Raw genomic sequence first — 22,415 nt, 5'->3', positions numbered from 1 at the left:
GTTTAGTGATTTTCATTTAAAAAGTTACTTTTGGGTCAGCCTTGTCTTTCTTATTATACTTAAATCTATTAAAATTCAAAATAAGATGCTGGATTTAAATAGTTACGCCACATATCTGTGCTAATACCAAAATGCAAATGACTACCTGTTGAATTTCCAGTACTTCCTACAAGACCTACGATGTTTCCGCTTGTTACTTTTTCTCCTAGTGACACACTAATTGAATTTAAATGGAAATAATTAGTGTACAAATCATTCGCATGTTTGACGATGACATAATTACCTGCTGATGGGTCAAATCCTGTACCTACAACCACACCATCACTTGAAGCAAGTACTGGCGTATTGGCTGCGATGGCTAAATCGATACCATCGTGATGTTCATTCCCTCTATAACCAAATGGACTAGAAATTACATATTTTTCTTCTAACGGCAGTGTAAAGATAGCTGTTTTCTTCGTTTCTGGATTCATAATTTCATAGGTATCCACTTCAACATTACCTTTTGTTACACGTTTTCCTTTTTTCACTGCTTGATCAAAATAAGTTAAATCATATGTTTCGATTAAAGCGTTTAGTTTTTCGTCATATCTAGTGTCTGTTGCATATCGACCAGTTAAATAAGCGGTTGCTTCTTTATATGTTTTAGCTTCTTTTTTAGTCACGCCTTTATAAAAATCTTCATTTGATGCAATGCCTTTTTTCATCAACTCAGCATAATCTTCTAGGGATTCTTTCACTGATGGATATTTTCTAAACTTAGCTTGTATACCATAAAGCTGACCTGCACCATTATCTTCTAATGTATAGAATGATGCTGATTCTCCTTTATACTCACCTTTAATGCCAAATAAATTGTAGTTAGGATGTGTCGATAAAGAACTTTGTCCACTACCTGATTCAAGTATAGCTTGAGCAATCATGACAGAAGCATATAAATCATATTCTTGCCCTATTTTTCGTGCTGCTTCTCCAATTTCATTGATAAATTCTTGTGTCGTTTTTGTCACTGAAAAATTAATTGGAGAATTGTCTTTATTTGTGGTCAATTTACTAGTATCAGCAAAGTATGTACCTTTGTCTTGTGATGGATAATTAACTGTTGGTTTTGTTTCTGGTTTTTGTTCTGGTGTTTCTTCTGGTTTTGTTTCTGGTTTTGTTTCCGGTTTTGTTTCTGGTTTTTGCTCTGGTTTTTGCTCTGGTTTTTGCTCTGGTTTTTGCTCTGGTTTTTGCTCTGGTTTTTGCTCTGGTTTTTGCTCTGGTTTTTGCTCTGGTTTTTGCTCTGGTTTTTGCTCTGGTTTTTGCTCTGGTTTTTGCTCTGGTTTTTGCTCTGGTTTTTGCTCTGGTGTTTCTTCCGGCTTTGATTCTGGTTTTTCTTCTGGCTTGTTTTCCGGTTGTTGCTCTGGTGTTTCTTCTGGTTTGTTTTCCGGTATATTCTCTATATCAGTATCCGAGTCATTACCAAGTATTGTTTCAGTTGTACTATCATTTGTTGCTACTACTTCTTGATTTATTAATTCACTATCTGCCTTATTAAGTTCTGTTGCTTGAACAATACTCCCTACAGATAGACTTTGGCATACTAAAGTCGATAATAATAAATACGGTGTCACTTTTTTCATTTTCCTATCCCCTTAACAATCTATTTTCATCTGAGATCTATCACATCTCATAAATAACACTTTTATTATATATTATGAGTTATTTAGAAAAATAATACAAGTTAATAACACAAAAAAAGGAGTGTTTTTTACCTAAAAAAAGTTGTCAGATGAGACAAGCTCAATCTAACAACTTTAATACTTTTTATTCTATAAAGGAATCATCATCCATAAACCAGCAGCTAAAGCACCACCTACTAATGGTCCAACGATTGGTACCCATGAATAAGACCAGTCCGATCCACCTTTGTTAGCAATTGGTAAAATTTGATGAGCAATACGTGGACCTAAGTCACGTGCTGGGTTAATTGCATACCCTGTTGGTCCTCCTAAAGATAGACCTAATGCTAAAATTAATAATCCAACAACTACTGGGTTAAATCCATCAGCAAATGTATTTTGGCCAAATGCTAGTAAAGCAAATACTAATACAAATGTTCCAATTGCTTCAGTCACAACGTTTGATTTATAATCACGAATTGCTGGTCCTGTTGCAAAAGTTCCTAAAATAGCTGCTTCATCTTCTGTTGCAGCAAAATGTGGTAAGTAAGTAATCCAAACTAAAATAGCTCCCACAATTCCTCCTAAGACTTGAGCAATCATAAATGGTACTACTAAGCCCCAAGAAAAATCACCGGTTATAGCTAAACCTAGTGTTACAGCAGGATTTAAATGAGCAGGACCCATAAATCCAGATACATAAATGGCCATAGTTACAGCTGCACCCCAACCTAAAGTGATAGCAACCCAACCAGCACCTTGTGCTTTACTTTTGTTTAAACTAACTGCAGCAACAACTCCGTCTCCAAGTAACACTAAAATCAATGTTCCCAAAAACTCACTAAAAATCTGTAAATTATTTGCATCCATTATTTACTCACCCTTCTGTCTTTAAATCTTCTAAGAAAGATTCAGACATTGCTTTTTCTAATTCATTTTTATAAGTGCTTTCTTCTTCTTGTGTCCACTCAAAATAATGTGACATAGCATTCACTAATGCGTCTTTTATTTCTTCTAAGCGCTCACGTTTAAATAATAAATAATTTGTACGTCGTAAACTATAATCAACTGGAGTTAATGTCATTTCTTCTTCAAGTGCATACATTAAACTCATTGATTCTGCTTTGGTTAAACCATCAAATTCTGTTGTGCCATAAGCTAGTACTTTTTTCGTATTAGCCCCGTAAAGATTTGCAATATCTGCCGCTTCTTCTTCAGTTAAACCACTAGCCATTGCAAGTTTTGTAAATTCCTGTGTCATCTCTTCAACTTTTGTTGCGTCAAACTCGCCACCTGACACTGGATAGTTTTTAGAATCCACTAACTTATAGTCTTTATTTTTTTGTTCTTTTAATAATGATGCAATCACTTCAAGAGCACCTTCAGCCATTAAACGGTAGTCCGTTATTTTCCCACCAGCCAACGTCACAAGGCCATCTTTTGTCACATCTAAGCTACTACCACGTGACACAGATGAAGAAGAGACTTCTTTTTCACCACTACTTGTCTTAGCATCTTTAATAGTTTGCTCAATTGCTTCTTTAGAACCATTTCCTGCTTCAAATTCTTTAACAGATTGAATAACTAAGTCCAAACTTTCTTCAGATAATGAGGCTTTAGAACCACCATTGTAATCTGAACCAGCATTACCAGATAATAAAGGTCTTAATCCTACCCAACTTGCTTCAATATCAGATAAACGAATATCACGATCTGGGAAGCGATTATTAACCACTTCTAGTAAATAATCAACATCTTCTTGTGTCACCGTTGGATGCATTAAATCTCCTGTATAATCAGTATCTGTTGTTCCAAAGTATGTTTTGTTTTCTCTTGGAATCACAAAAACCATACGCCCATCGGATAAACCTGTATCGAAATAAACTGGTTGAGTCACAGGTAACTTGTCATAATCAACCACCAAATGAACACCTTTTGTCGGACGCATTTGACCAACAATTGTCTCATCATTTGATAAGCCACGAATCGTATCACTCCAAGGTCCAGTTGTATTCACTACGACATCAGCATGAATATCATATGTTTCATTCGTTAACACATCGACTACATGAACACCTGAAATTTTATTGTTTTCATCGTAAATAAATCCAGTTACTTTAGTTTTACTTAACAGATGAGCACCATCTTCATGAGCTTTTTTGATATTTTCTATAACAAGTCTGGCATCATTATTCTTAAAATCAAGGTAAATCCCGCCACCTAGAAGATTTTCTTTAGCTAGATATGGACTTACTTCAAGCACTTCTTCTTTTGTCAATACTCTATTTTCATACTTTGTTCCTGTGACGTGAGCTAATTGATCATATAAATCCATCGCAATTTTCAATGAGAATAATGAAAATGTGTTATTAGGCTCATCATAAATTGGTAATAACATTGGATTTGGTTTAGGAATATGTGGCGCAATTTTTTGGACATTTGCTCGCTCACTCACTGTATCTGATACCACTTCAACATCAAAGGTTTTCAGATATCTAATACCACCATGAACTAGCTTAGTCGAACGTGAAGATGTTCCTTCAGCAAAATCTTGCATTTCAACTAAAGCTGTACTCATGCCAGAAGCAGCGGTCTGTAAAGCCAGACCCGCTCCTGTAATACCGCCACCAATGATTAATACATCAACGGAATGATCTTTTAGATAGTTAATACTTTCTTGTCTCGTTTTTAAAGAAAAACTCATTTTTATCAGTCCTTATATTATTTAATTCTCTTGAATAGTTGTGTTGCTTTAACAGCTTCTGTCCATCCTTCATACAATTCTGTACGTTCTTCTTCACTCATTTGAGGAGTAAAGATTTCACCTTCTTGTGTAAATTCTTTTAATTCATCTAAGTCTTTCCAGAATCCTACAGCTAAACCAGCTAAATAAGCTGCTCCTAAAGCGGTTGTTTCTAAGTTAGATGCACGTTGAACTTTAATATCTAAAATATCAGCTTGGAATTGTAATAATGAATTGTTATTTGCTGCTCCACCGTCTACTTTAATTAATGGAATTTTCACACCAGCATCTTTTTGCATCGTGTCAATTACATCTTTTGATTGGTAAGCAATTGCTTGTAGTGTTGCCTTAACAAAATCTTCTTTAGTTGTTCCACGAGTTAAGCCAAATACTGCGCCACGTGCTTCTGAATCCCAGTAAGGTGCTCCTAATCCAGTAAATGCTGGTACAACATAAACACTATTATCACTTGTTGATTCATTTGCTAATTGTTCTGATTCAGCAGATGAGTCAATCATACGTAAACCATCTCTTAACCATTGAACAGCTGATCCAGCAACAAAGATACTACCTTCTAACGCGTAATAAACTTTACCGTTAATTCCGTACCCAATTGTTGTTAATAATTTATTGTCTGATAATTGAGGTTTTTCACCAGTGTTCATGACGATAAATGCACCAGTTCCATAAGTGTTTTTAATTGATCCTTCTTCAAATGCTAATTGACCAAATAATGCAGCCTGTTGGTCACCTGCCATACCAGCAATTGGCACTTCACTACCATAGAAGTGGTAACTTTGTGTGTAACCATAAATTTCTGAGTTACTTTTAACTTCTGGTAATAACGATTTTGGAATATTTAATAGTTCTAAGATTTCGTCATCCCACTCTAAATCATGAATGTTATACATCATTGTTCTAGCTGCGTTTGAGTAATCTGTTACGTGAGTTGCTCCGTTTGTTAACTTCCATAATAACCATGTATCAATTGTTCCAAAAGCTAATTCGCCTTTTTCTGCACGTTCTTGAGCGCCCTCTACATGATCTAAAATCCAACGAACTTTTGTAGCTGAGAAGTAAGCATCAACGACTAAACCAGTTTTTTTATGAATCATATCTGCGTAACCGTCTTCATTTAACTTTTCAGCTAAAGGAGCAGATTGTCTTGATTGCCACACAATAGCATTGTAAATTGGTTTTCCAGTTTTTCTATCCCAGATAACTGTGGTTTCACGTTGGTTTGTAATACCTATACCTTTAATTTGAGTTGGGCGAACACCTGACTCGATCAATGCGCCGGCTATAACAGATTGTACCGAGTTCCAAATTTCATTTGCATTGTGTTCTACCCATCCAGATTCAGGGAAAATTTGCGTAAATTCTTTTTGAGAACTTCCAACACTATTTCCTGCTTTATCAAAAATAATTGCTCTAGAACTTGTTGTACCTTGGTCTATCGCCATAATATAAGATTTTTCTGTCATGATAATTCCTCCCAAACACTTAAGATAGCGTTTTCTTTTTGATAGATTCATTCTACCCTTTTTTTTATAAAACAAACAGTCAATATTTATTTATTTTTACAAATAATTGACTGTTTCATATTGCTTATTAAATTATATACTACTTAGACCAATTATAATTGGATTTTTTTAACGTTTATTTCTTTTGTCATTTTATTTGTAGAAATATCTCGAATGAGTCGAGTAATATGAATCACATCATACGTTGTACCTAATTCTGACAAAAGATAAGTTTGAGCTTTAGCGTGATTTATTGGCTTATTGCTTATCACTAGGTCAAATGATTTAGACGCATCATACTTCATGCATCTCACACCATTCAAACAATTTATTTCGTTAATTAAGCGAGTGGTTGATACGTCTTGATACACATCTTCTAACACAAGTTTGACACCAATTGTTACTGTGCGATTAATTTGACTATCAATTAACGCAATAATATGAAGATACTGTAATTTTGAGTAGTCAATTAGCGTCTTATTATGTTCTAAACTTAAACCTTCATAGTCTCCTTCGACTGACGAAAAAAGTGTTTCAATTAACGGTGCAATCACATGCCCTGACCAGTCTTTTTCAGTTTCTATAATGTATTCACGTGATAATACCTCAATGGTTCCTCTAAAAAAATATAATCTGTAGTGAACACGCGACAAATAATAATTAACTTGGCTTTCCAATTGATGTGATAGTTTCAGTGGTGCATAATATAAAATTAACGACTCTAAAATAAAGGTATCCACTAATCCGACTGGTGTAAATTTGGAGCGAAGTATCTCATATTTATAAAAATCATTTTGAGACATCGCTTGAAAACTCATTAAAAAGCAAAAATGAATCATTGCTTCTTCCTCATCTACTTCTACAGCGTAGTGCCCTAAAACACGTAAAACAATTGATTTTAACTCAAGGTAAAGTGTGTCTCGTTCGTAAGGTTCTATTGCTTTTTTTAGTTCTGTATATATTGGTGAGGCGTAACTAATCCTTTTTTTTGAAATAATCAGCCATAAATTGATACGTTTCGTATTTTCAGGTAAAAAATTAACGCCTAATCCTCGCTCTATTGCATCAATCAATGATTGTTGTTTAAATGATATCTCTTTTTGTGCATAATTATCTAAATACCAATAAAAACAATAGTAAAAGTAACGAATCTGACTTTCTTCTCCAACTAACTTACCTTGCCAAATAGTCAAACCAAACTCTTTCAGTGACACATTCAACTCTTTTATTTTACGAAAAAGTGTTGACTCACTGATGCCTATTCTATTAGTCAACGCAACAGTTGAATACTCAAAATGATGATACAAATAGTCCATAATTTGATATTTAATGGAGTCTTTATACAAATGTGTTTCAATCACTTCTAAAGAAAAACTGGGAGCTAACTCTAACGTGACAAGTGCCCCGTCATAAAACAAAGTTGCTTCTTTTTTATATGTATCATTAATCCACATCAAATCCTCAATGTACGTTTCAAGAGATGATTTACTAATGCCAAGCTCCTTGGCTAATGAGCTAATCATCGACGTCCCACCACGAAGTAAGAGACTTTTTAGAAGTTGTACTTGTTTGGCTTCTTTTTTTTCAAGTAACTCATCAAATCTCACCCAAATCATCTCCTTTTCCAAACACATCCGGCAGACCTAACGATGTATTCGCAAAAACAGCATTGTAGAAATGAGGTAATTGACTCAGATTCCTTATATCTATCCTCTCTTTTATCATTAGGGCAAAGGTGTTTATTTTATCTAAAATTGGTTCTTTAGAAATAAGCTGCACACCCAACAAGTGATAATTTTTCCCGTCATAAACTAATTTGATACTTACTTCTTTTTTACTCACTGTTGATATTGGCAAGGTAATAATCACACTTTTAACTTCCGCATCATATAAAAAGCCTTCTGATTCCATCAAACCAGTACTCGCCAAATAATGATTAAATAATTTAATTCCAACTGTTTTTAACATTGGTCTAAGGGTTTCTTTTTTTTTCACAATATTTTTGGCACACGTCATACTCGTTTGTACGGCATTGACAATCAATGGGGCATAAACTCGTGCATGAAACAGAAAACTTGGCACTTGTATCAAGTCCCCTATCGCATAAACGTCAGATACAGATGTTTCTAAATAATCATCAACATACAGTGTATTATCACTATTAGCTCGTAGTTGGTGATTAAAAATAGATAATTCGGGTCTCACACTATTTGCACTAAGTACCATCTTATCAGTGATGTTCATCGTTTTTCCATTTGATAGTACTAACCTAGACTCATCAATTTCCTTTACTGTCTCACTGAAATGAAACGTCATATTGGGAATGTCTCCTGTTGCAGTGTAAAAAGATTTTAAGAAATCTTTGTCGAAATACTTATATAGCGGATAATCCATCGTCTCAATGACATGAACTTTTTTCCCTTGATAGATTAACCCACTCGCAAGCTCCATTCCAGCTTGTCCAGCTCCTATCACTATAACTTCGTCAACATTACTTAATGCGTTTAATGTCTGTTCAGCTGATTCTTTATCTTTATATGTTTTAATATGATCAAAATCATCTTCCATTTTTGATGATTTTTGTGACGAGCCAGTTGCTAATACTAATTTGTCAAAGGACATCAATCCTTTTGTTGTATCGATTGTTTTGCCCTTAAAGTCATAGGATAAAACTTCTGTATCAGTTAATACATTAATCCCAGTCTTTTCTAGTTCTTTCTTAGTCATAAAATAGGCTTCTTCTAATGAATCAATTTCACCATTCAACAACATAGATAACCCACTAGGTATGTAACCTATTTTTGTCTTTTTTTCTATCAGTACCACATCAAATGACGGATACAACTCTTTTACCTTAATCGCACAATGAATGCCCGCAAATGAGCCACCAACGATTATTACCTTCATTTCTACCCACCTCCAACATCAATAAAAAATCAATTTAATTAGCATCATAAAAACACATGCTTTATAAATCGATTCTAGCAAATATTTAGCTGTTTTAATATCTTTTTAATTAGTCTTCAATTACCAACTCATAAGCAAAACGTTCACCATCGATATCAGAGGCAACATATACTATCCCTCGGTAAACAAAATCAAACTTTTCTAATAGAGTTTGCATGGTTACATTCACTCTGTGTGTATCGATTCTCACAGCTGAATAGCCTTTGCTTAATGCAATGCTCAATATATTAGAGAAAAAATAATTTGCTAACCCACGTCCTTGATAGTTAGATGAGATGGCTACTCGGTGAATCACAATATAGTCAGACGTCTGCTGCCAATTGGTTAAAATTTTATAATCTTCATCTTCTTGATTAATCATAGCCAAATAGCCAACTACTTGGTTATCATAAACTAAGACATAGCCATAATGATGCTCAATATCGTCATATATCATTGACTCATTTGGGCTGCCTTCTTGCCATTGTGGGCTCCCACTTTTCTTTAATACGTCTTTTGCTTCTTCAATGATGGTTACTATTTGAGGTACATCTTCTTTTTTCGCTAATCGTGTATATATCACGTCACTCTTCCTCCACGTTCAGTTTTAAAAATTATACCATATAAATAAAAAAAGTATCCTCTCAGATACTTTTTTTATTTATATTAATGACATAATAATTGGTAATGTTACCATACTTGTAACAGTTGTCAATGCAATGTATTGTGACACTTTTGTTCCTTCGCCAGCATATTCTTCAGCTAAAATCGCATCCAATGAGCCAACTGGCATAGAAGCTAATAACACTAGCACACCTAAAATAATTGGATCTGTGATAAAGAATTTTAATATTGGAATAAAAATAATGGGTATAATAATTGCTCGAACAAATAGAAATTGTAAATTATCTTTATCGAAGAACAACTCTTTTAGTTTTACTTGTGAGAACAAACTACCATTGATAATCATAGATAGAGAAGCCGTCATAATCGACAAATCAACATTAAAAGTATGAATTGGTTTTGGTAATTTTACACCAAACATAAACAACGCAAACCCTAAGACAGCTGCTAAAATAGCTGGTGTAGTCAAAATACTTCGAATTCTGATTTCTCGACTATTAGATAAAAACATAATCCCTACTGTGAATAAAAACAAGCTTGTTACTGTATTACATACTACTAAGACAATCAATCCAACTTCACCATATAATTTGCCAACAATCGGTATTCCGATAAATAATATGTTTGAAAAAGTTAAACTAACGACCCATAAACTTCGTAACATATCTTTTTTTCTAAACAAAGTTGCAATAACATAGGTAATAATCAGTGTTGCGACAATCATGATAAAGGTATAAATTGCTGTTTGCCTCATCATAACTAATAATTTATCACTCTTATCTACTTGAAAACTATTAATAATTGCTGCTGGTAACGCAACAGTCGTTAACAAATACCCTATATAAATATTTGCTCCTGATGAATATTTACCTCGTTTATTTAACCAAACACCTACAAACATAAAAAAAATTAATACGATTGTTTCATTGAACACGGTCATTCCCAACTTACTTTCCCCCAATTCTTGACGCTACACACCCCTACTTACTAAACGTCTGAACTCATTTTATAGCTCACTCAAAACACTGTCAATGTGGACTTTATAAAGAATAGGCTTACATTCAATTATTTTTTTATTGGAGGGTTAATCAATGAAAAAAAACACCAAGATAATAAAGTATCTTGGTGGTCTGAACATTTAATGGCTCTATAATTTCTACTGTTGGTAACGAAAGTTACCAGCAGTTTTTAGTACACAAAAACATGTGTTATCCGTTAGAATGAAATTGCGAAACAACAATCTAAGGAGGATACCACATGTCATACTCACAGACTATCAAAGATATCTTAAATATACTAGACCTAAATATTATTTTTAATGAAAATTGTTTGTCTACTAGGAAAATAAAGGGAGTTTTCTCTAGAGTATTTGAAGGTTTTTTAGATGAAACACCAGAATGTTGTCCTCATTGCGAAGAAAAGGATACACACATTATTAAGTGGGGATATACTGCTAGTTTAATTAAAGTTCCTGCTATTTCTGAATACGTTACATATGTTCAATTAATGAAACGTCGTTTCTTGTGCAAAGATTGTAAATCGACATTTTTTTTAGATACGCCTTTTGTTTCTAGAAACAATTCTATTTCTAACAATTTAAAACGTCTTGTTGCTAAAAAACTAACTTCTAAACAATCTATGAGTGACATTTCAAAACAAGCAAACGTTTCTACTTCAACTGTTTATCGGGTACTTAAAGAATGGTATCAACCCATTCAGAAATATAGTTATTCCTTACCAGCTGTCCTTTGTTTTGATGAGTTTAAATCTGTAAAAAAAGTAGCTGGATCTATGAGTTTTATTATGATAGATGGTGACACTAAGGAGTTAATTGATATTTTACCTGATCGAAGATTATCTAAGATCGAGAAATACTTTAACGGATTCTCTTTATCTAACAGAGAACAAGTGAAGTATGTTGTTTCTGATATTTATCAACCCTACATCATCTTAACTAAGAGACTTTTTCCTAACGCTAAAGTCGTTTTAGATAAATTTCATCTAGTTCAACACATTGGTAGAGCTTTTCAAAAAATACGAATTAGAATAATGAATCAATTAAAGCATAAAGATAATGGAATTATTTATAGACGAATAAAAAAATATTGGAAATTACTTCAAAAAAGTTATGGCAAACTAGACTTTATTCAACAACAATGGCACTCTTCATTTAAAACGTATCTTTCTGAAAAAGAATTACTTGAACGCCTACTTACTTACAATGCTGAACTTACAGATGCTTATAATATTTATCAACAGATTTTAAGAGCTTTTCAAACAAAAGATTATTCTTTATTTGTAGATTTAATCAATCAAAAAACTCTTTTTCAAGAGTATATACCTGTTTTTAAAACACGCCGATTGTAAAATTAAGCTAGACAACTAAAAAATCATTTGTGATACACTCAAATTGTATTTCCAACCAAAGAAAACAAGGAGAGTGATCACAAATGACCTATACACATCTTACTACAGACGAGCTAGTTTTGATAGAAGCTTATTACCATCAAAATAAAAAAGGAACATACGTTGCGAAACAATTGAAACGAGCAAAACAGACTATCTATAATGTTTACAAAGCTTTTGATGAGGGATTATCTGCACTAGATTACTATAAAAGATACAAAAATAATAAAAAGAATTGTGGCAGGCGTCCTATTTCTTTATCTGATAATGAAACAGAATACATTCAAAAGAAGGTTGTTCAAGGATGGACTCCAGATGTCATTATTGGTCGTGCTGAGTTTCCTATCTCATGTTCTATCAGTACTCTTTATAGATTATTTAAGCAAGGACTGTTTGATTTGACCGCATTACCTATGAAAGGTAAAAGGAAAGCGAATGGTTATAAAGAAAAAAGAGGTAAACAAGCCTTTAAAAGAACCATCCATCAACGTAATAAGGACTATCAACTCTTTAATAATGAATTTGGTCACCTTGAAGGTGACACAATTGTTGGAAAAGATCATAAAAGTGCTGTTATCACACTCGTTGAAAGACTATCGAAAGTGATTATTACGTTAAAACCAATAGGCAGACGAGCAATAGATATCGAAAATAGTTTAAATAATTGGTTTAAAAAGTTTCCATGCCATCTATTTAAATCAATCACATTCGATTGTGGTAAAGAATTTTCTAATTGGAAATCAATCAGCAATCTAAATGATATTGATATTTATTTTGCCGATCCAGGAACACCATCACAACGTGGCTTAAATGAAAACTCTAATGGGTTATTACGTAAAGATGGATTACCTAAACAAATGGATTTCAACAAAGTTGAGGAATCTTTTATCCAATCTATCGCTTCTAAAAGAAATAATATTCCTAGAAAATCATTAAACTATAAAACACCATTGGAAGTATTTTTGAGTTATGTAGACAACGATATTTTGTCTAGCTTAATTTGACAAATGAAAACATTTAGAAAGTATCAAGAAGAAATAAAAAATACTTTTGAAACATCGTATTCAAACGGTCCTTTAGAATGTATGAACAATCATATTAAAGTCATTAAGCGTAATGCCTATGGCATGAGAAGTTTTTATAATTTCAAATTACGAATAGCAATTTGTTTAAAGAAATCTGTCTTCAAGACACCAAAAAAGATCTAGAAAACATGTTGTTTTCTAGATCCTAAATTCTAACGTTTTAACTCTTACCAACAGTAGTTGACAAAGAGCCCATTTAATTTGCTAAGGTTATTTTAAATCTGTTGATTTTATCCAACCTGTTGTTTGTTTGCCGTCAATATCAAATTCAGATTCAAACCATTGACCGCTTGGTGTTTTTACTGATCTAGTTAATTTAATACTCTTACCATTCAAGTTAGAAGTGTCTCCTATTTTTTTGGTAAAGAAATCATTATATGGAGAATCATAGATATGGCCTTTACTTGTTTTAATAGTTTTCGTTTCATTAACTTGTGATGAAACATAATCCTGATTTAAATCTGTTGATTTTACCCAACCAGTTACTTTTTTCTTATTTTTATAAAACTCACCTTTATACCATGTTCCACTATTTGTTGTTGCTTTTTGTGTATAGACAAACGGCGTATTTTGTAAATCAGTTAATTTATCAACAACTTTTGTATTACCTTTTCTATGTGGTTCATCATATACATCACCATAATTTTTGTTGATGTAAAATTGACCTTCTACATTCTCAACATTTGAGTAGTAACTTAAATCTGATGACTTTATCCATCCTATTATTTCTTTATCAGCCAGACTAATTGAAGCTTTATACCAAAGACCTCTTGGAGTTTTTACTGTTTCTGTTACTTTAACAGTTTTATCTTTAATATCTGATGTAGAAGCGATTTTTTTAGTTAGACCATCATTATATGGGCTGTCATAAATATCGCCATTATTCACATTAATAACTTCACGAGTCTCAGAGATTTTTGTAGAACTATAGTTATTACTCAAATCTGTTGATTTTACCCATCCATTAACTTTCTTGCCATTACGAATGATTGTTCCTTTATACCAAGTTCCATAAGAAGTTGTGGCTTTTTCTGTATATGTAAAGTATCCATTATCCATATTTCTCAATTGGTCAATTCTATTTGTTTGGCTTCCTCTATATGGTTCATTGTATACTTCAGAATAGCTACGATTTAAGTAAAATGCTCCTGATGTTGTTTCATAGTCGTGATAATAGCTTAGATCGGTAGACTTTATCCATCCTGCCTGTCCATTTGATAGAGTAGTTTTGTACCATTCACCATAGCCTGTTGTGACTTTTTCTGTAAATAATACACTTTTTTGGTATAAATCCTGAGTAGAAGCTATCTTACGTGTCTCACTTTTAGATAGAAATGGTGTATCGTAAATATCTCCATTTTTTTGAGTTACCACATAGTTCTTATTGACAGCTACTGATGGTGACTGTTTTATAAAATCTGTTGATTTCATCCAACCTGTAACTTTTCTTCCATTAACAACAGTTGTACTATAGTACCATTCACCGTATCCTGACGTAGCTTTTTGAGTAATTTCAACTGGTTTATATTGTTGATTTTTTAAAATATTAAGTGTATTTACTCCTGGATAATAAGGCTGTGAATAGACATAGGCGGTATTACCTTTAAGAATAAGTTTAGCAGAATAATTTTGTTTATTAATATAATCATCAAACTCATTTGATTTAATCCACCCAGTGACAATTTTACCTGATTCGTTATAAGTAAACTCTTGCCATATTCCGTATCCATTCTCTACTTGTTTAGTTACTCTTACTTGTTTATCCTTCAAACCATTAGTAGTTTGTTTTCTACTATCTCCAGATTGATAGGGACGTGAGTAAACATACGCTTCATTAGTGTTTACGAAACGTTGAACATCCATATTTTTCTGACTAATAATATCATTTTTATTTGATCCTAGTTTGAATAAAAGAATCTTAGTCCATGGTCTTGCTGCTTTTATATTACTGATTCTATTTTTATCATAAGAATGCCACATTTTATTTTCATTTGATTTACTTCCCCAGAAAAAACCAATATGAGGATCATACCCGGGAATTGAATAATTTGGTTCAAAATACAAAATATCACCTTTTTCAGCTTTACCACTAGCAAGGAGTGATTCAACAGAATTAAACTCATAATATTCCGTATTTTTACTCAAAGCATCACGCCAGTTATAAGCATTAGCAACATCTCCCCACGCATTAGCAACACGAGTAATTTGACCTAAATCTCCTCCTGATCTTTTAAACGCTGTTGCAACAAATCCAGTGCAGTTCATCCCTGGACCAAATCTATTCGGCGCTCCATTTGGACTCATATTTTGTTCACTAGGTATCCAAATACTTCTAAAAGGGGTTCCTAAATAAAAATTATCTTTTTCATGGCTTTGTAATTCATTTAGTAATTTAGCTTTGGTTGTTCCCATATACTCAGCAACACCCATTTTTCTAGAAGCCCTATTCATCATTCCTGAAAACGCTCCACTAGAAGCATAGTCAGTATTCTCTTTAATATATTCTAATACTTTTTCTTGTTCCTCTGGTGTTTGAGCCTTTAAAGCAAGCTCAGCCATCTTTTGATATTCATCTTCTGCCGATTTGGCATTCGTAGACTCACTAGTACTTGTAGTTGAATCCGTGGTTTGTGTACTCGTTTCTGGTATCACTGATGTACTATCAGTTACTCCCTCTGAATATTTGTCACTACTAATTATTGAACTACTTTGCGTTGTATCAACCGCCACTGATACTAACGGTTGTCCTAATAACATTAACGAAAATAGTATAATCCCTGATTTTTTCATAATAGCCTCCAAATTTGATTAATCTAAATCAACAGATTTAATCCATCCTGTTGTTTGTTTACCATTTTGAGTATATTTAGCTTCATACCATAAACCATATGGTGTTTTGACTCGTTTTGTACTTAAGAATTTCTGTTCTAAAATATCTGATGCAGTACCAATTCTTTTGGTGTAATTTTCATTATATGGTGAATCATAAATATAACCAGATAAGTTAGTAATATGTTTCATAACATTAATTTTTTCATCAGTATAGCTTGAACTTAAATCTGTATTTTTAACCCAGCCACTAACTAATTTACCATCTTTTATAAATTCACCTCGATACCATGTCCCATAAGACGTTGTGGCCTTAGCTGTATAAGAAAATACAACATTTTTCATATCATTCAAATTAGCAATTTGTTTTGTTTTATTCTTTTCATATGGACTATCATAAACAGAACCGTAATCTTTATTTACATAGAATAATCCTTTTGCTACTTCAAAATGATCATACTTATCAATATCCGTTGATTTTATCCAACCTGTCACTACTTTATTATTAATAGTAAATTGAGATTCATACCACAAACCATATGGTGTCTTAACAGATTTAGTCACTTTGATACTCTTGTCTTTGTACCCAGTAGCAGTTCCTATTTTTTTAGTATATCCCATGTTATAAGGCGAATCATAAATATATCCTTTATCATTTATTACATAACGGGTATCATTTTCACTATTATAAGTATAGTCTTTATTTAAATCTGTTTCTTTAATCCATCCTTTAACAGTTTTTTCATTTTTTATGAATTCACCTTCATACCATGTCCCATATTCATTTATTACTTTTGATTTATATGAGAACGGAACATTTTTCATATTATTTAAATTATCTACCTTTTTAGACTTACCACGCACATAAGCTGAATCATATACGTCTCCATAGTCCTTATTAACGTATAATGTCCCGCTAACCACTTCTTTTTTCAATGTATCCGTTGACTTAATCCATCCAGTTACTACTTTGTTGTCTATATTAAATGTTGTTTCATACCATAAACCATATGGAGTTTTAACTGAACGCGTTACATGAATTGTTTTATTTAAATAATCAGTCGTTGTGCCTATTCTTTTCGTGTAACCTTTATTATAAGGAGTATCATAAATGTACCCTTTATTGGTAATAACTTCTCTAGTATCATTTTCAATATTTGAAGTGTATGTAGTAGAGAGATCCTTATCTTTTACCCATCCCTTAACTACTTGACCATTTTTTATAAATTCTCCTTGATACCATGTTCCATATGCTGTTGTAGCTTTAGCTGTATAAGAAAATACAACATTTTTCATATTCTCTAAAGAAGAAACTTTCTTAGTACTTGATCCTTCATAAGGTTCGTTAAAGACATCTCCATAATCTTTATTCACATAAAATAGACCCTTAGTATTTTCATAATTTGTATAATCGCCTAAATCGTTATACTTAATCCAGCCAGATTTTTGTACGCCATTTTTAGCGTATGTTCCATAATACCAGTTTCCGTAACCAGTAGTAGCTGTTTTTGTAGCTTTAAAAATGGTTCCACTAATTCCTTGTGTGGTATCAATTTTTTTTGTTGTTTCAGTATAAGGTGTGTCATACACATGAGCATTATTATTTTTTATATATAAACTCTTATTGACGTTTTGATGATTAATTACATCATCTAAATCAGTTGACTTAATCCAACCAGTGTAACTAACTCCACCTTTGGAATAGGCAAATTTATACCATAATCCATAATCTGTTTTAGACTCAGCTGTTAAATAAACTAATTGATTCTTCATTCCCGCAGTTGTATCTATTTTAGATACACCTGAAGTGTATGGACGTTCATAAATAATACCATAATCTTTATTGATAAACTTTCTTTTAGAAATTTGTGTTTCTGGAAAATCCTCAACATAAGAAGGATTTGAAAAGCTTCCTTTATAATCAATATTCACATCAAATAGTCTATTAGAAACTCTATCTCCAACAAATTTCATTTGACTACTCCATTGCCAAGCAGAAGATGATTGGTATAATAAATTATTTTTTGATGGATTATTAACAAAATGAGCTTTCCAAGAGAACTGTTCTCCACCCAATTTGGTCATATCGATTACTCCAGGTGTAAACCAACTCGCCATGCTATAATGATGAATATTTTTATATCCGAATTTATTTGATAGTGTTGATGCAAAATATAATGAATTTTCAGTCATTCGACCATTATTCATTGAAGATTCTTCTGCATCATTTACTAAAATTGTATCAGTTCCTAATCCTAAACTCCTAGCAGCATTTGCAAAATAAGTTGCCTCAGCTTCGGCTCTTTGCTTATTAGTGAACCAACTGTAATGATATGCACTTACTTTAAGACCTGCTGCCTTAGCATTATTAATTTGAGATTTTGCATAAGGATTCGTATAAGAGGTACTTTCAGTTAATTTAACAACTACCCCTGTTACCCCTTGTTTTTTCATATTTTGATAATCAGAAACTGTTATTTCACCTTGATGAGAAGAAACGTCTACAAAATCCATACGTGGTAAATCTTTATTACTTGATAGAAATGCTTTATCATCAAAACTACGAGTCAGACTTTTGAATGAATCACCCATAGCACTTTGGTTTTCTTCTGTGATAACCATTTCTTCAGCATTCTTTAAATTATCTGGTTCAGCATCAATCTCAATGGCTTCACCATTTAGATAAATAATTTCCTTTTTATTTTTTGTTTCCGACTGTTTTGCTTTATCCAATGAGTCAGACGTATCTGTACTTCCCGTATTATCGGTTATCCCGTCACTCATTGTTGTACTTTCAATAGTTTTATTCTCGCCAACTCCCTCTTGTTGGCTTGAGTTTGTGGTTTCCGATGCTAAAGTTAGTATAGGTGTACTAAATAATAATAAACAAAGTCCTGTATTAATCCTTTTTTTCATAATTTCCTCCCCAAAAAAGCACATTTTTTACATGTTATACACATTATACATTATAACCTCTATTTTTAAAAATACTATTTAAAAAAAATATTCATAATAAATTAATACAAAATAGCACCATAAACCTGATCGTAAAAAATCAGGTTCATAGTGCTAATTTTTGTATTAACGTCTGGATAACAGCTTAATTAATAATTTTTTTATAGACAATTTCACTTGCATTGCCTTTATCATATTGATTAAATTTATTACTAAAAGCTTGATATCTGTCTTTATTCAGATTAGTATATTTATCCATATTTTTTAAAATTTTTACCAAATCATTAGTTGTATATGCTAATTCTCCAGGTGCTTCTTTTTCAAAGTCAAAATAGAATCCCCTTAATTCATCTTTATATTTTTCATAATCATAAACATAAAAAATCATTGGTTTTTCTAATAACGCAAAATCAAACATAACCGACGAATAGTCAGTAATTAAAATATCAGATATTAAATAAAGCTCTCTTATGTCACTTTCTAGAGAAACATCTCTACAAAAATCGGCATAATCACTTAAATCAAAATTAGCTTTTGAAAAATGATGTAACTTAACTAAAATAAAGTAATCCTCTCCAAGTTCCTTACTCATTTTTTCTATATCCATCGCTAATGTAAAATTCCCTTTAGTTCTCCAAGTTGGTGCATAAAGAACTATTTTTTTATCCTTAGGAACATTATATTTTTCTTTAAGTCTTTCAATATTTTCAACATTGTTATCAGCAAACAGTTTGTCATTTCTAGGGTAACCTGACTTAATAAATTCTTTTTTAAATTTAAATGCTGTCTTAGATATCTCACCTACATAATCACTTGGAATTAATAAATAATCCCAACGATCATTTTTTTGAATATATGTCTCTACATAATGTGGCTTGATTTCGTTTGGAGAATCTAAACCTAATTTTTTTAAAGGTGTACCGTGCATTGTCTGAACTTCAATCGCATCAACTCTCTTATTATAAAAATCTGGAAAGTTTACATTATTAAAGAGATATTTTGCTCGTGCTAGGTAATAATAATACTTTAATGAATTTATCTTTACAGTTTCTACATTACCATCAACTTCATGAAATCCATCTTTCAAAAACACCACATTTTTAATCGATGTGTCGTTTTGTTGTATATATTCACATAGCGCTTGAGGATTACAACTATACTCTTTCCCCCAAAACGACTCATAAACTGCAACATTTTTTAATGGTAGTTTACGCATTAAAGGATAGAAAATATCACGTAATAAAGCCTGTCTTCTAGGTCCATTCTCTATACTCTTCCAATGTTTCATTTGAGAAAATATTGCGATATTAGAGCCTCGTAAATGACGTATTTCAAACCTATAACCATGTAGTTCATTTCTATAACGATCAATTCCTTCGTTTGAAAAAACAACAGGAGCCTCATATATATTATCTAGTTGTTCAGAACAAGATATAGCTAAAAATAATCGATATGTTTTCTCTTTCAATATCGGTTTCTTTTTATCCATTAAATCTATCCTAAACTCATAAAACATCTTACTATTACTGGTCCAACTAGAATGTGGTTTAAACGTATACTCACTATTTTCTAAATCATATAGTTTTAATTCCATTTTTAAAGAATCTAACTTCATTACATCTAATTGCTTTATCGATAACGTTAACTTCATTTGCTTCTGTTCAAAGTTTACACTTTCTATAACTGCTTGATAATCTGTTATAGAAAGTTTAAGTTCACTATTCAAATAATAATCAATCTTTATCTGCTTTTGATCATCAAACCTGTACACTTCATCTAAATAATTTGAATCAACAACATAGTTTTTCTTACCTATTAAATCATAGTTTTCCGACTGACTAGTGTAATCTAAATCATTTTTATTAAATATATAAGTAAATTGATTATCATTGATTTGAGTTTCTATAGGAAGGATCGTCTGATTAGTTAAATAAGGATTGTCGTAAAAAGACGTTTCTAAATAAAATCTAGTTGAATTGTCTTCAACAACTTGTCCATTATGTTCTCCTGTTATAACTAACTGTTCATTTTCAAGTTTTACCTTACGAATAACATTGTCAACTTCTTCGAGTTTGTACTTAAACTCCCAAAATGAATTATATTCAGCCGATAATTTAATAAACTCTTTTAATCGATATTTAGGTCTTGTTGCAAATCCTGCAATAGGAGAGCGAAGATTTTTCGTTACGCTAAGTCCTTGATTATAGATAGCTATAGAAATATAATTTGCCCCATTCATAAACTGTTTATAATCAAATTCAGTAGGATCAATTTCAATAGAAAATCCTGAATAAGAATAATCGTATAGTCGTTTTAATGGATTTCTACTATTTTTGACTTTCCCTCCAAACATTGTTTTTACATCTTGACGTTTATGAGGTTTATAATGAGTTGTTAACTCACAACAATACCCTGTTTTTTCATTAGTTAAATAAAAAGAAAATGATGTATCTTTAGAGGTATCTAAATGATAAATATAAGCGAAACCTTCAATTTTTAAATTAGTTGGTGTTGACCACTGTACTTTTTCAATTCTAGTTCTTATATCAAAAGTTCCATTTGCAACTTGTTGCTCGGGAGTCAGACAGTCAATATATGGATAGTTGTAATAAAAACTATCTCCTTTTTTGTATGGTTTCTTATCTAAATCATGTTGAGTTTCTAAATCAATCAATGAAATAAAATCATCAATTCTTTCATCTTTAATCAATTGATACTTTAATCGCTTAATAACATCTAACTCTAAGATAGTTGTTTCAGACACATGGGACAAATATTTTTTCAAATATTCTATTAATAATTCATTAAACTCTGGATTTTTTTCTTTTAAATAATTTAAATAGATTTGAAAATCCATATTTAGGTTTTTAAAATCAAACGCATCTTTAATCTCTTTTGATGTCTGATTTTCTTCCATGAAATCCCAAACCATTTGTATTGCTTTCAGTCTATCTGATAAATTATTGATACTTGATCGTTGTTGTGTAATTGACTGGTCTCCCTCGTCTCTAGCTCTCCACAAATAAGTCGTTTTCGTTAACACATCCACACTCTTTGCAAGTAAATGACTAGGTATCGTAACAGGAATGTCCTCATACAACATACCTTCTGGAAACATAAAATTATGTTCCTTCCAAAATGATGATCGATATACTTTATTCCAAGCCGTTGTATCATATAATAACTCTTTATGTGTTTTTATTGATATTTTCTCATAGTTTTCTCTAAAGACATGATTATGTAAAGTTGATTCAAATTGTCCATTAGAGTTAAATCTGATAACGTCACCAATGATAAAATCGGATCCTGTTCTCTCAATCGTTTCAAGCATTTCTTTATATGAATTATTTGGAATAATATCATCTGAATCAACAAAAGTGATGTATTCACCTTTAGCCATAGCTGCTCCAACATTTCGGCTATGTCCTAAACCTTGATTAACCTTTGTCATACCAACAAAATGATCATACTTTTCTTCATACTCTTGCACAATTTCATAAGAGTTATCTGTTGAACCATCATCAACCATAATAACTTCATAATCTGTAATATTTTGCTTTAATAAAGAGTCCAGACACTCTTCCAAGTAATTACTCACATTGTACACTGGTACAATGATAGATAATTTAATCGACATTAATGT

Annotated in this window: 13 protein-coding genes and 1 pseudogene; 3 read left to right on the top strand and 11 right to left on the bottom strand. The window is 32.0% G+C overall.

What is annotated here, in order from left to right; genetic code table 11:
• Window positions 1–68: 68 nt before the first annotated feature.
• The 8 genes from BW731_RS09275 to BW731_RS09240 form a co-directional block, all read right to left on the bottom strand.
• A complete protein-coding gene (locus tag BW731_RS09275; protein WP_079347574.1) occupies window positions 69–1,622 on the bottom strand; it encodes a glucosaminidase domain-containing protein in 1,554 nt (517 codons plus the stop codon).
• 189 nt (window positions 1,623–1,811) lie between these two features.
• Window positions 1,812–2,531 carry an MIP/aquaporin family protein gene (locus tag BW731_RS09270; RefSeq protein ID WP_079347572.1) on the bottom strand — a complete coding sequence of 240 codons (720 nt, stop codon included), beginning with the start codon at window positions 2,529–2,531 and terminating at the stop codon, window positions 1,812–1,814.
• 7 nt (window positions 2,532–2,538) lie between these two features.
• Window positions 2,539–4,365 carry a type 1 glycerol-3-phosphate oxidase gene (glpO, locus tag BW731_RS09265; RefSeq protein WP_079347570.1) on the bottom strand — a complete coding sequence of 609 codons (1,827 nt, stop codon included), beginning with the start codon at window positions 4,363–4,365 and terminating at the stop codon, window positions 2,539–2,541.
• A 17-nt stretch (window positions 4,366–4,382) separates the two neighbouring features.
• A complete protein-coding gene (glpK, locus tag BW731_RS09260) occupies window positions 4,383–5,888 on the bottom strand; it encodes a glycerol kinase GlpK (protein WP_079347568.1) in 1,506 nt (501 codons plus the stop codon).
• Window positions 5,889–6,040: 152 nt separating this feature from the next.
• Window positions 6,041–7,534, bottom strand: coding sequence for a helix-turn-helix domain-containing protein (locus BW731_RS09255; RefSeq protein WP_158080197.1), 1,494 nt, complete (start codon window positions 7,532–7,534; stop codon window positions 6,041–6,043).
• Complete coding sequence (locus tag BW731_RS09250; RefSeq protein ID WP_079347564.1) at window positions 7,524–8,834, bottom strand: NAD(P)/FAD-dependent oxidoreductase; 1,311 nt, start codon at window positions 8,832–8,834, stop codon at window positions 7,524–7,526. The genes BW731_RS09255 and BW731_RS09250 overlap by 11 nt, the downstream gene beginning before the upstream one ends.
• 109 nt (window positions 8,835–8,943) lie before the next feature.
• Window positions 8,944–9,456 (bottom strand): GNAT family N-acetyltransferase, encoded by a 513-nt coding sequence (locus tag BW731_RS09245; RefSeq protein WP_079347562.1) that lies wholly within the window; start codon window positions 9,454–9,456, stop codon window positions 8,944–8,946.
• Window positions 9,457–9,534: 78 nt separating this feature from the next.
• Window positions 9,535–10,437, bottom strand: coding sequence for an AEC family transporter (locus tag BW731_RS09240; protein ID WP_143592772.1), 903 nt, complete (start codon window positions 10,435–10,437; stop codon window positions 9,535–9,537).
• Window positions 10,438–10,754: 317 nt separating this feature from the next.
• Here BW731_RS09240 and BW731_RS09235 point away from each other — a divergent pair, with 317 nt between their 5' ends.
• From BW731_RS09235 to BW731_RS09225, 3 genes and pseudogenes are all read left to right on the top strand, one after another.
• Entirely contained in the window at window positions 10,755–11,864 is a 1,110-nt protein-coding gene (locus BW731_RS09235; RefSeq protein ID WP_079347558.1) for an ISL3 family transposase, read from the top strand.
• Between the two features lie 83 nt (window positions 11,865–11,947).
• Window positions 11,948–12,907 (top strand): IS30 family transposase, encoded by a 960-nt coding sequence (locus tag BW731_RS09230; RefSeq protein ID WP_079344899.1) that lies wholly within the window; start codon window positions 11,948–11,950, stop codon window positions 12,905–12,907.
• Window positions 12,908–12,916: 9 nt separating this feature from the next.
• Window positions 12,917–13,111, top strand: a pseudogene (locus BW731_RS09225) (transposase); the annotation flags it as partial.
• Between the two features lie 87 nt (window positions 13,112–13,198).
• Here BW731_RS09225 and BW731_RS09220 read toward each other — a convergent pair.
• The 3 genes from BW731_RS09220 to BW731_RS09210 all read right to left on the bottom strand — a co-directional run bounded on the left by BW731_RS09220 (window position 13,199) and on the right by BW731_RS09210 (window position 22,409).
• The gene (locus BW731_RS09220) at window positions 13,199–15,778 is read right to left on the bottom strand and encodes a GW dipeptide domain-containing protein (RefSeq protein ID WP_079347554.1); all 2,580 of its coding nucleotides are present in this window, start codon (window positions 15,776–15,778) and stop codon (window positions 13,199–13,201) included.
• A gap of 18 nt (window positions 15,779–15,796) precedes the next feature.
• Complete coding sequence (locus BW731_RS09215; RefSeq protein ID WP_158080196.1) at window positions 15,797–18,733, bottom strand: GH25 family lysozyme; 2,937 nt, start codon at window positions 18,731–18,733, stop codon at window positions 15,797–15,799.
• A gap of 184 nt (window positions 18,734–18,917) precedes the next feature.
• Window positions 18,918–22,409, bottom strand: coding sequence for a bifunctional glycosyltransferase/CDP-glycerol:glycerophosphate glycerophosphotransferase (locus BW731_RS09210; protein WP_079347550.1), 3,492 nt, complete (start codon window positions 22,407–22,409; stop codon window positions 18,918–18,920).
• Window positions 22,410–22,415 lie beyond the last annotated feature (6 nt).

Source organism: Vagococcus martis, from assembly GCF_002026305.1.
In the GTDB taxonomy this organism is placed as follows: domain Bacteria; phylum Bacillota; class Bacilli; order Lactobacillales; family Vagococcaceae; genus Vagococcus; species Vagococcus martis.
The sequence above is the reverse complement of the archived record's forward strand: the minus strand, read 5'-3'. Positions and strand labels throughout refer to the sequence as shown.

Excerpts from the sequence above, each read along its gene's own strand:
- glpO (WP_079347570.1), bottom strand. The coding sequence starts at position 4,365 with ATGAGTTTTTCTTTAAAAACGAGACAAGAAAGTATTAACTATCTAAAA.
- BW731_RS09275 (WP_079347574.1), bottom strand. The coding sequence starts at position 1,622 with ATGAAAAAAGTGACACCGTATTTATTATTATCGACTTTAGTATGCCAA.
- BW731_RS09270 (WP_079347572.1), bottom strand. The coding sequence starts at position 2,531 with ATGGATGCAAATAATTTACAGATTTTTAGTGAGTTTTTGGGAACATTG.
- BW731_RS09235 (WP_079347558.1), top strand. The coding sequence starts at position 10,755 with ATGTCATACTCACAGACTATCAAAGATATCTTAAATATACTAGACCTA.
- BW731_RS09250 (WP_079347564.1), bottom strand. The coding sequence starts at position 8,834 with ATGAAGGTAATAATCGTTGGTGGCTCATTTGCGGGCATTCATTGTGCG.
- BW731_RS09240 (WP_143592772.1), bottom strand. The coding sequence starts at position 10,437 with ATGACCGTGTTCAATGAAACAATCGTATTAATTTTTTTTATGTTTGTA.
- BW731_RS09215 (WP_158080196.1), bottom strand. The coding sequence starts at position 18,733 with ATGAAAAAAAGGATTAATACAGGACTTTGTTTATTATTATTTAGTACA.
- BW731_RS09230 (WP_079344899.1), top strand. The coding sequence starts at position 11,948 with ATGACCTATACACATCTTACTACAGACGAGCTAGTTTTGATAGAAGCT.
- BW731_RS09220 (WP_079347554.1), bottom strand. The coding sequence starts at position 15,778 with ATGAAAAAATCAGGGATTATACTATTTTCGTTAATGTTATTAGGACAA.
- BW731_RS09210 (WP_079347550.1), bottom strand. The coding sequence starts at position 22,409 with ATGTCGATTAAATTATCTATCATTGTACCAGTGTACAATGTGAGTAAT.
- glpK (WP_079347568.1), bottom strand. The coding sequence starts at position 5,888 with ATGACAGAAAAATCTTATATTATGGCGATAGACCAAGGTACAACAAGT.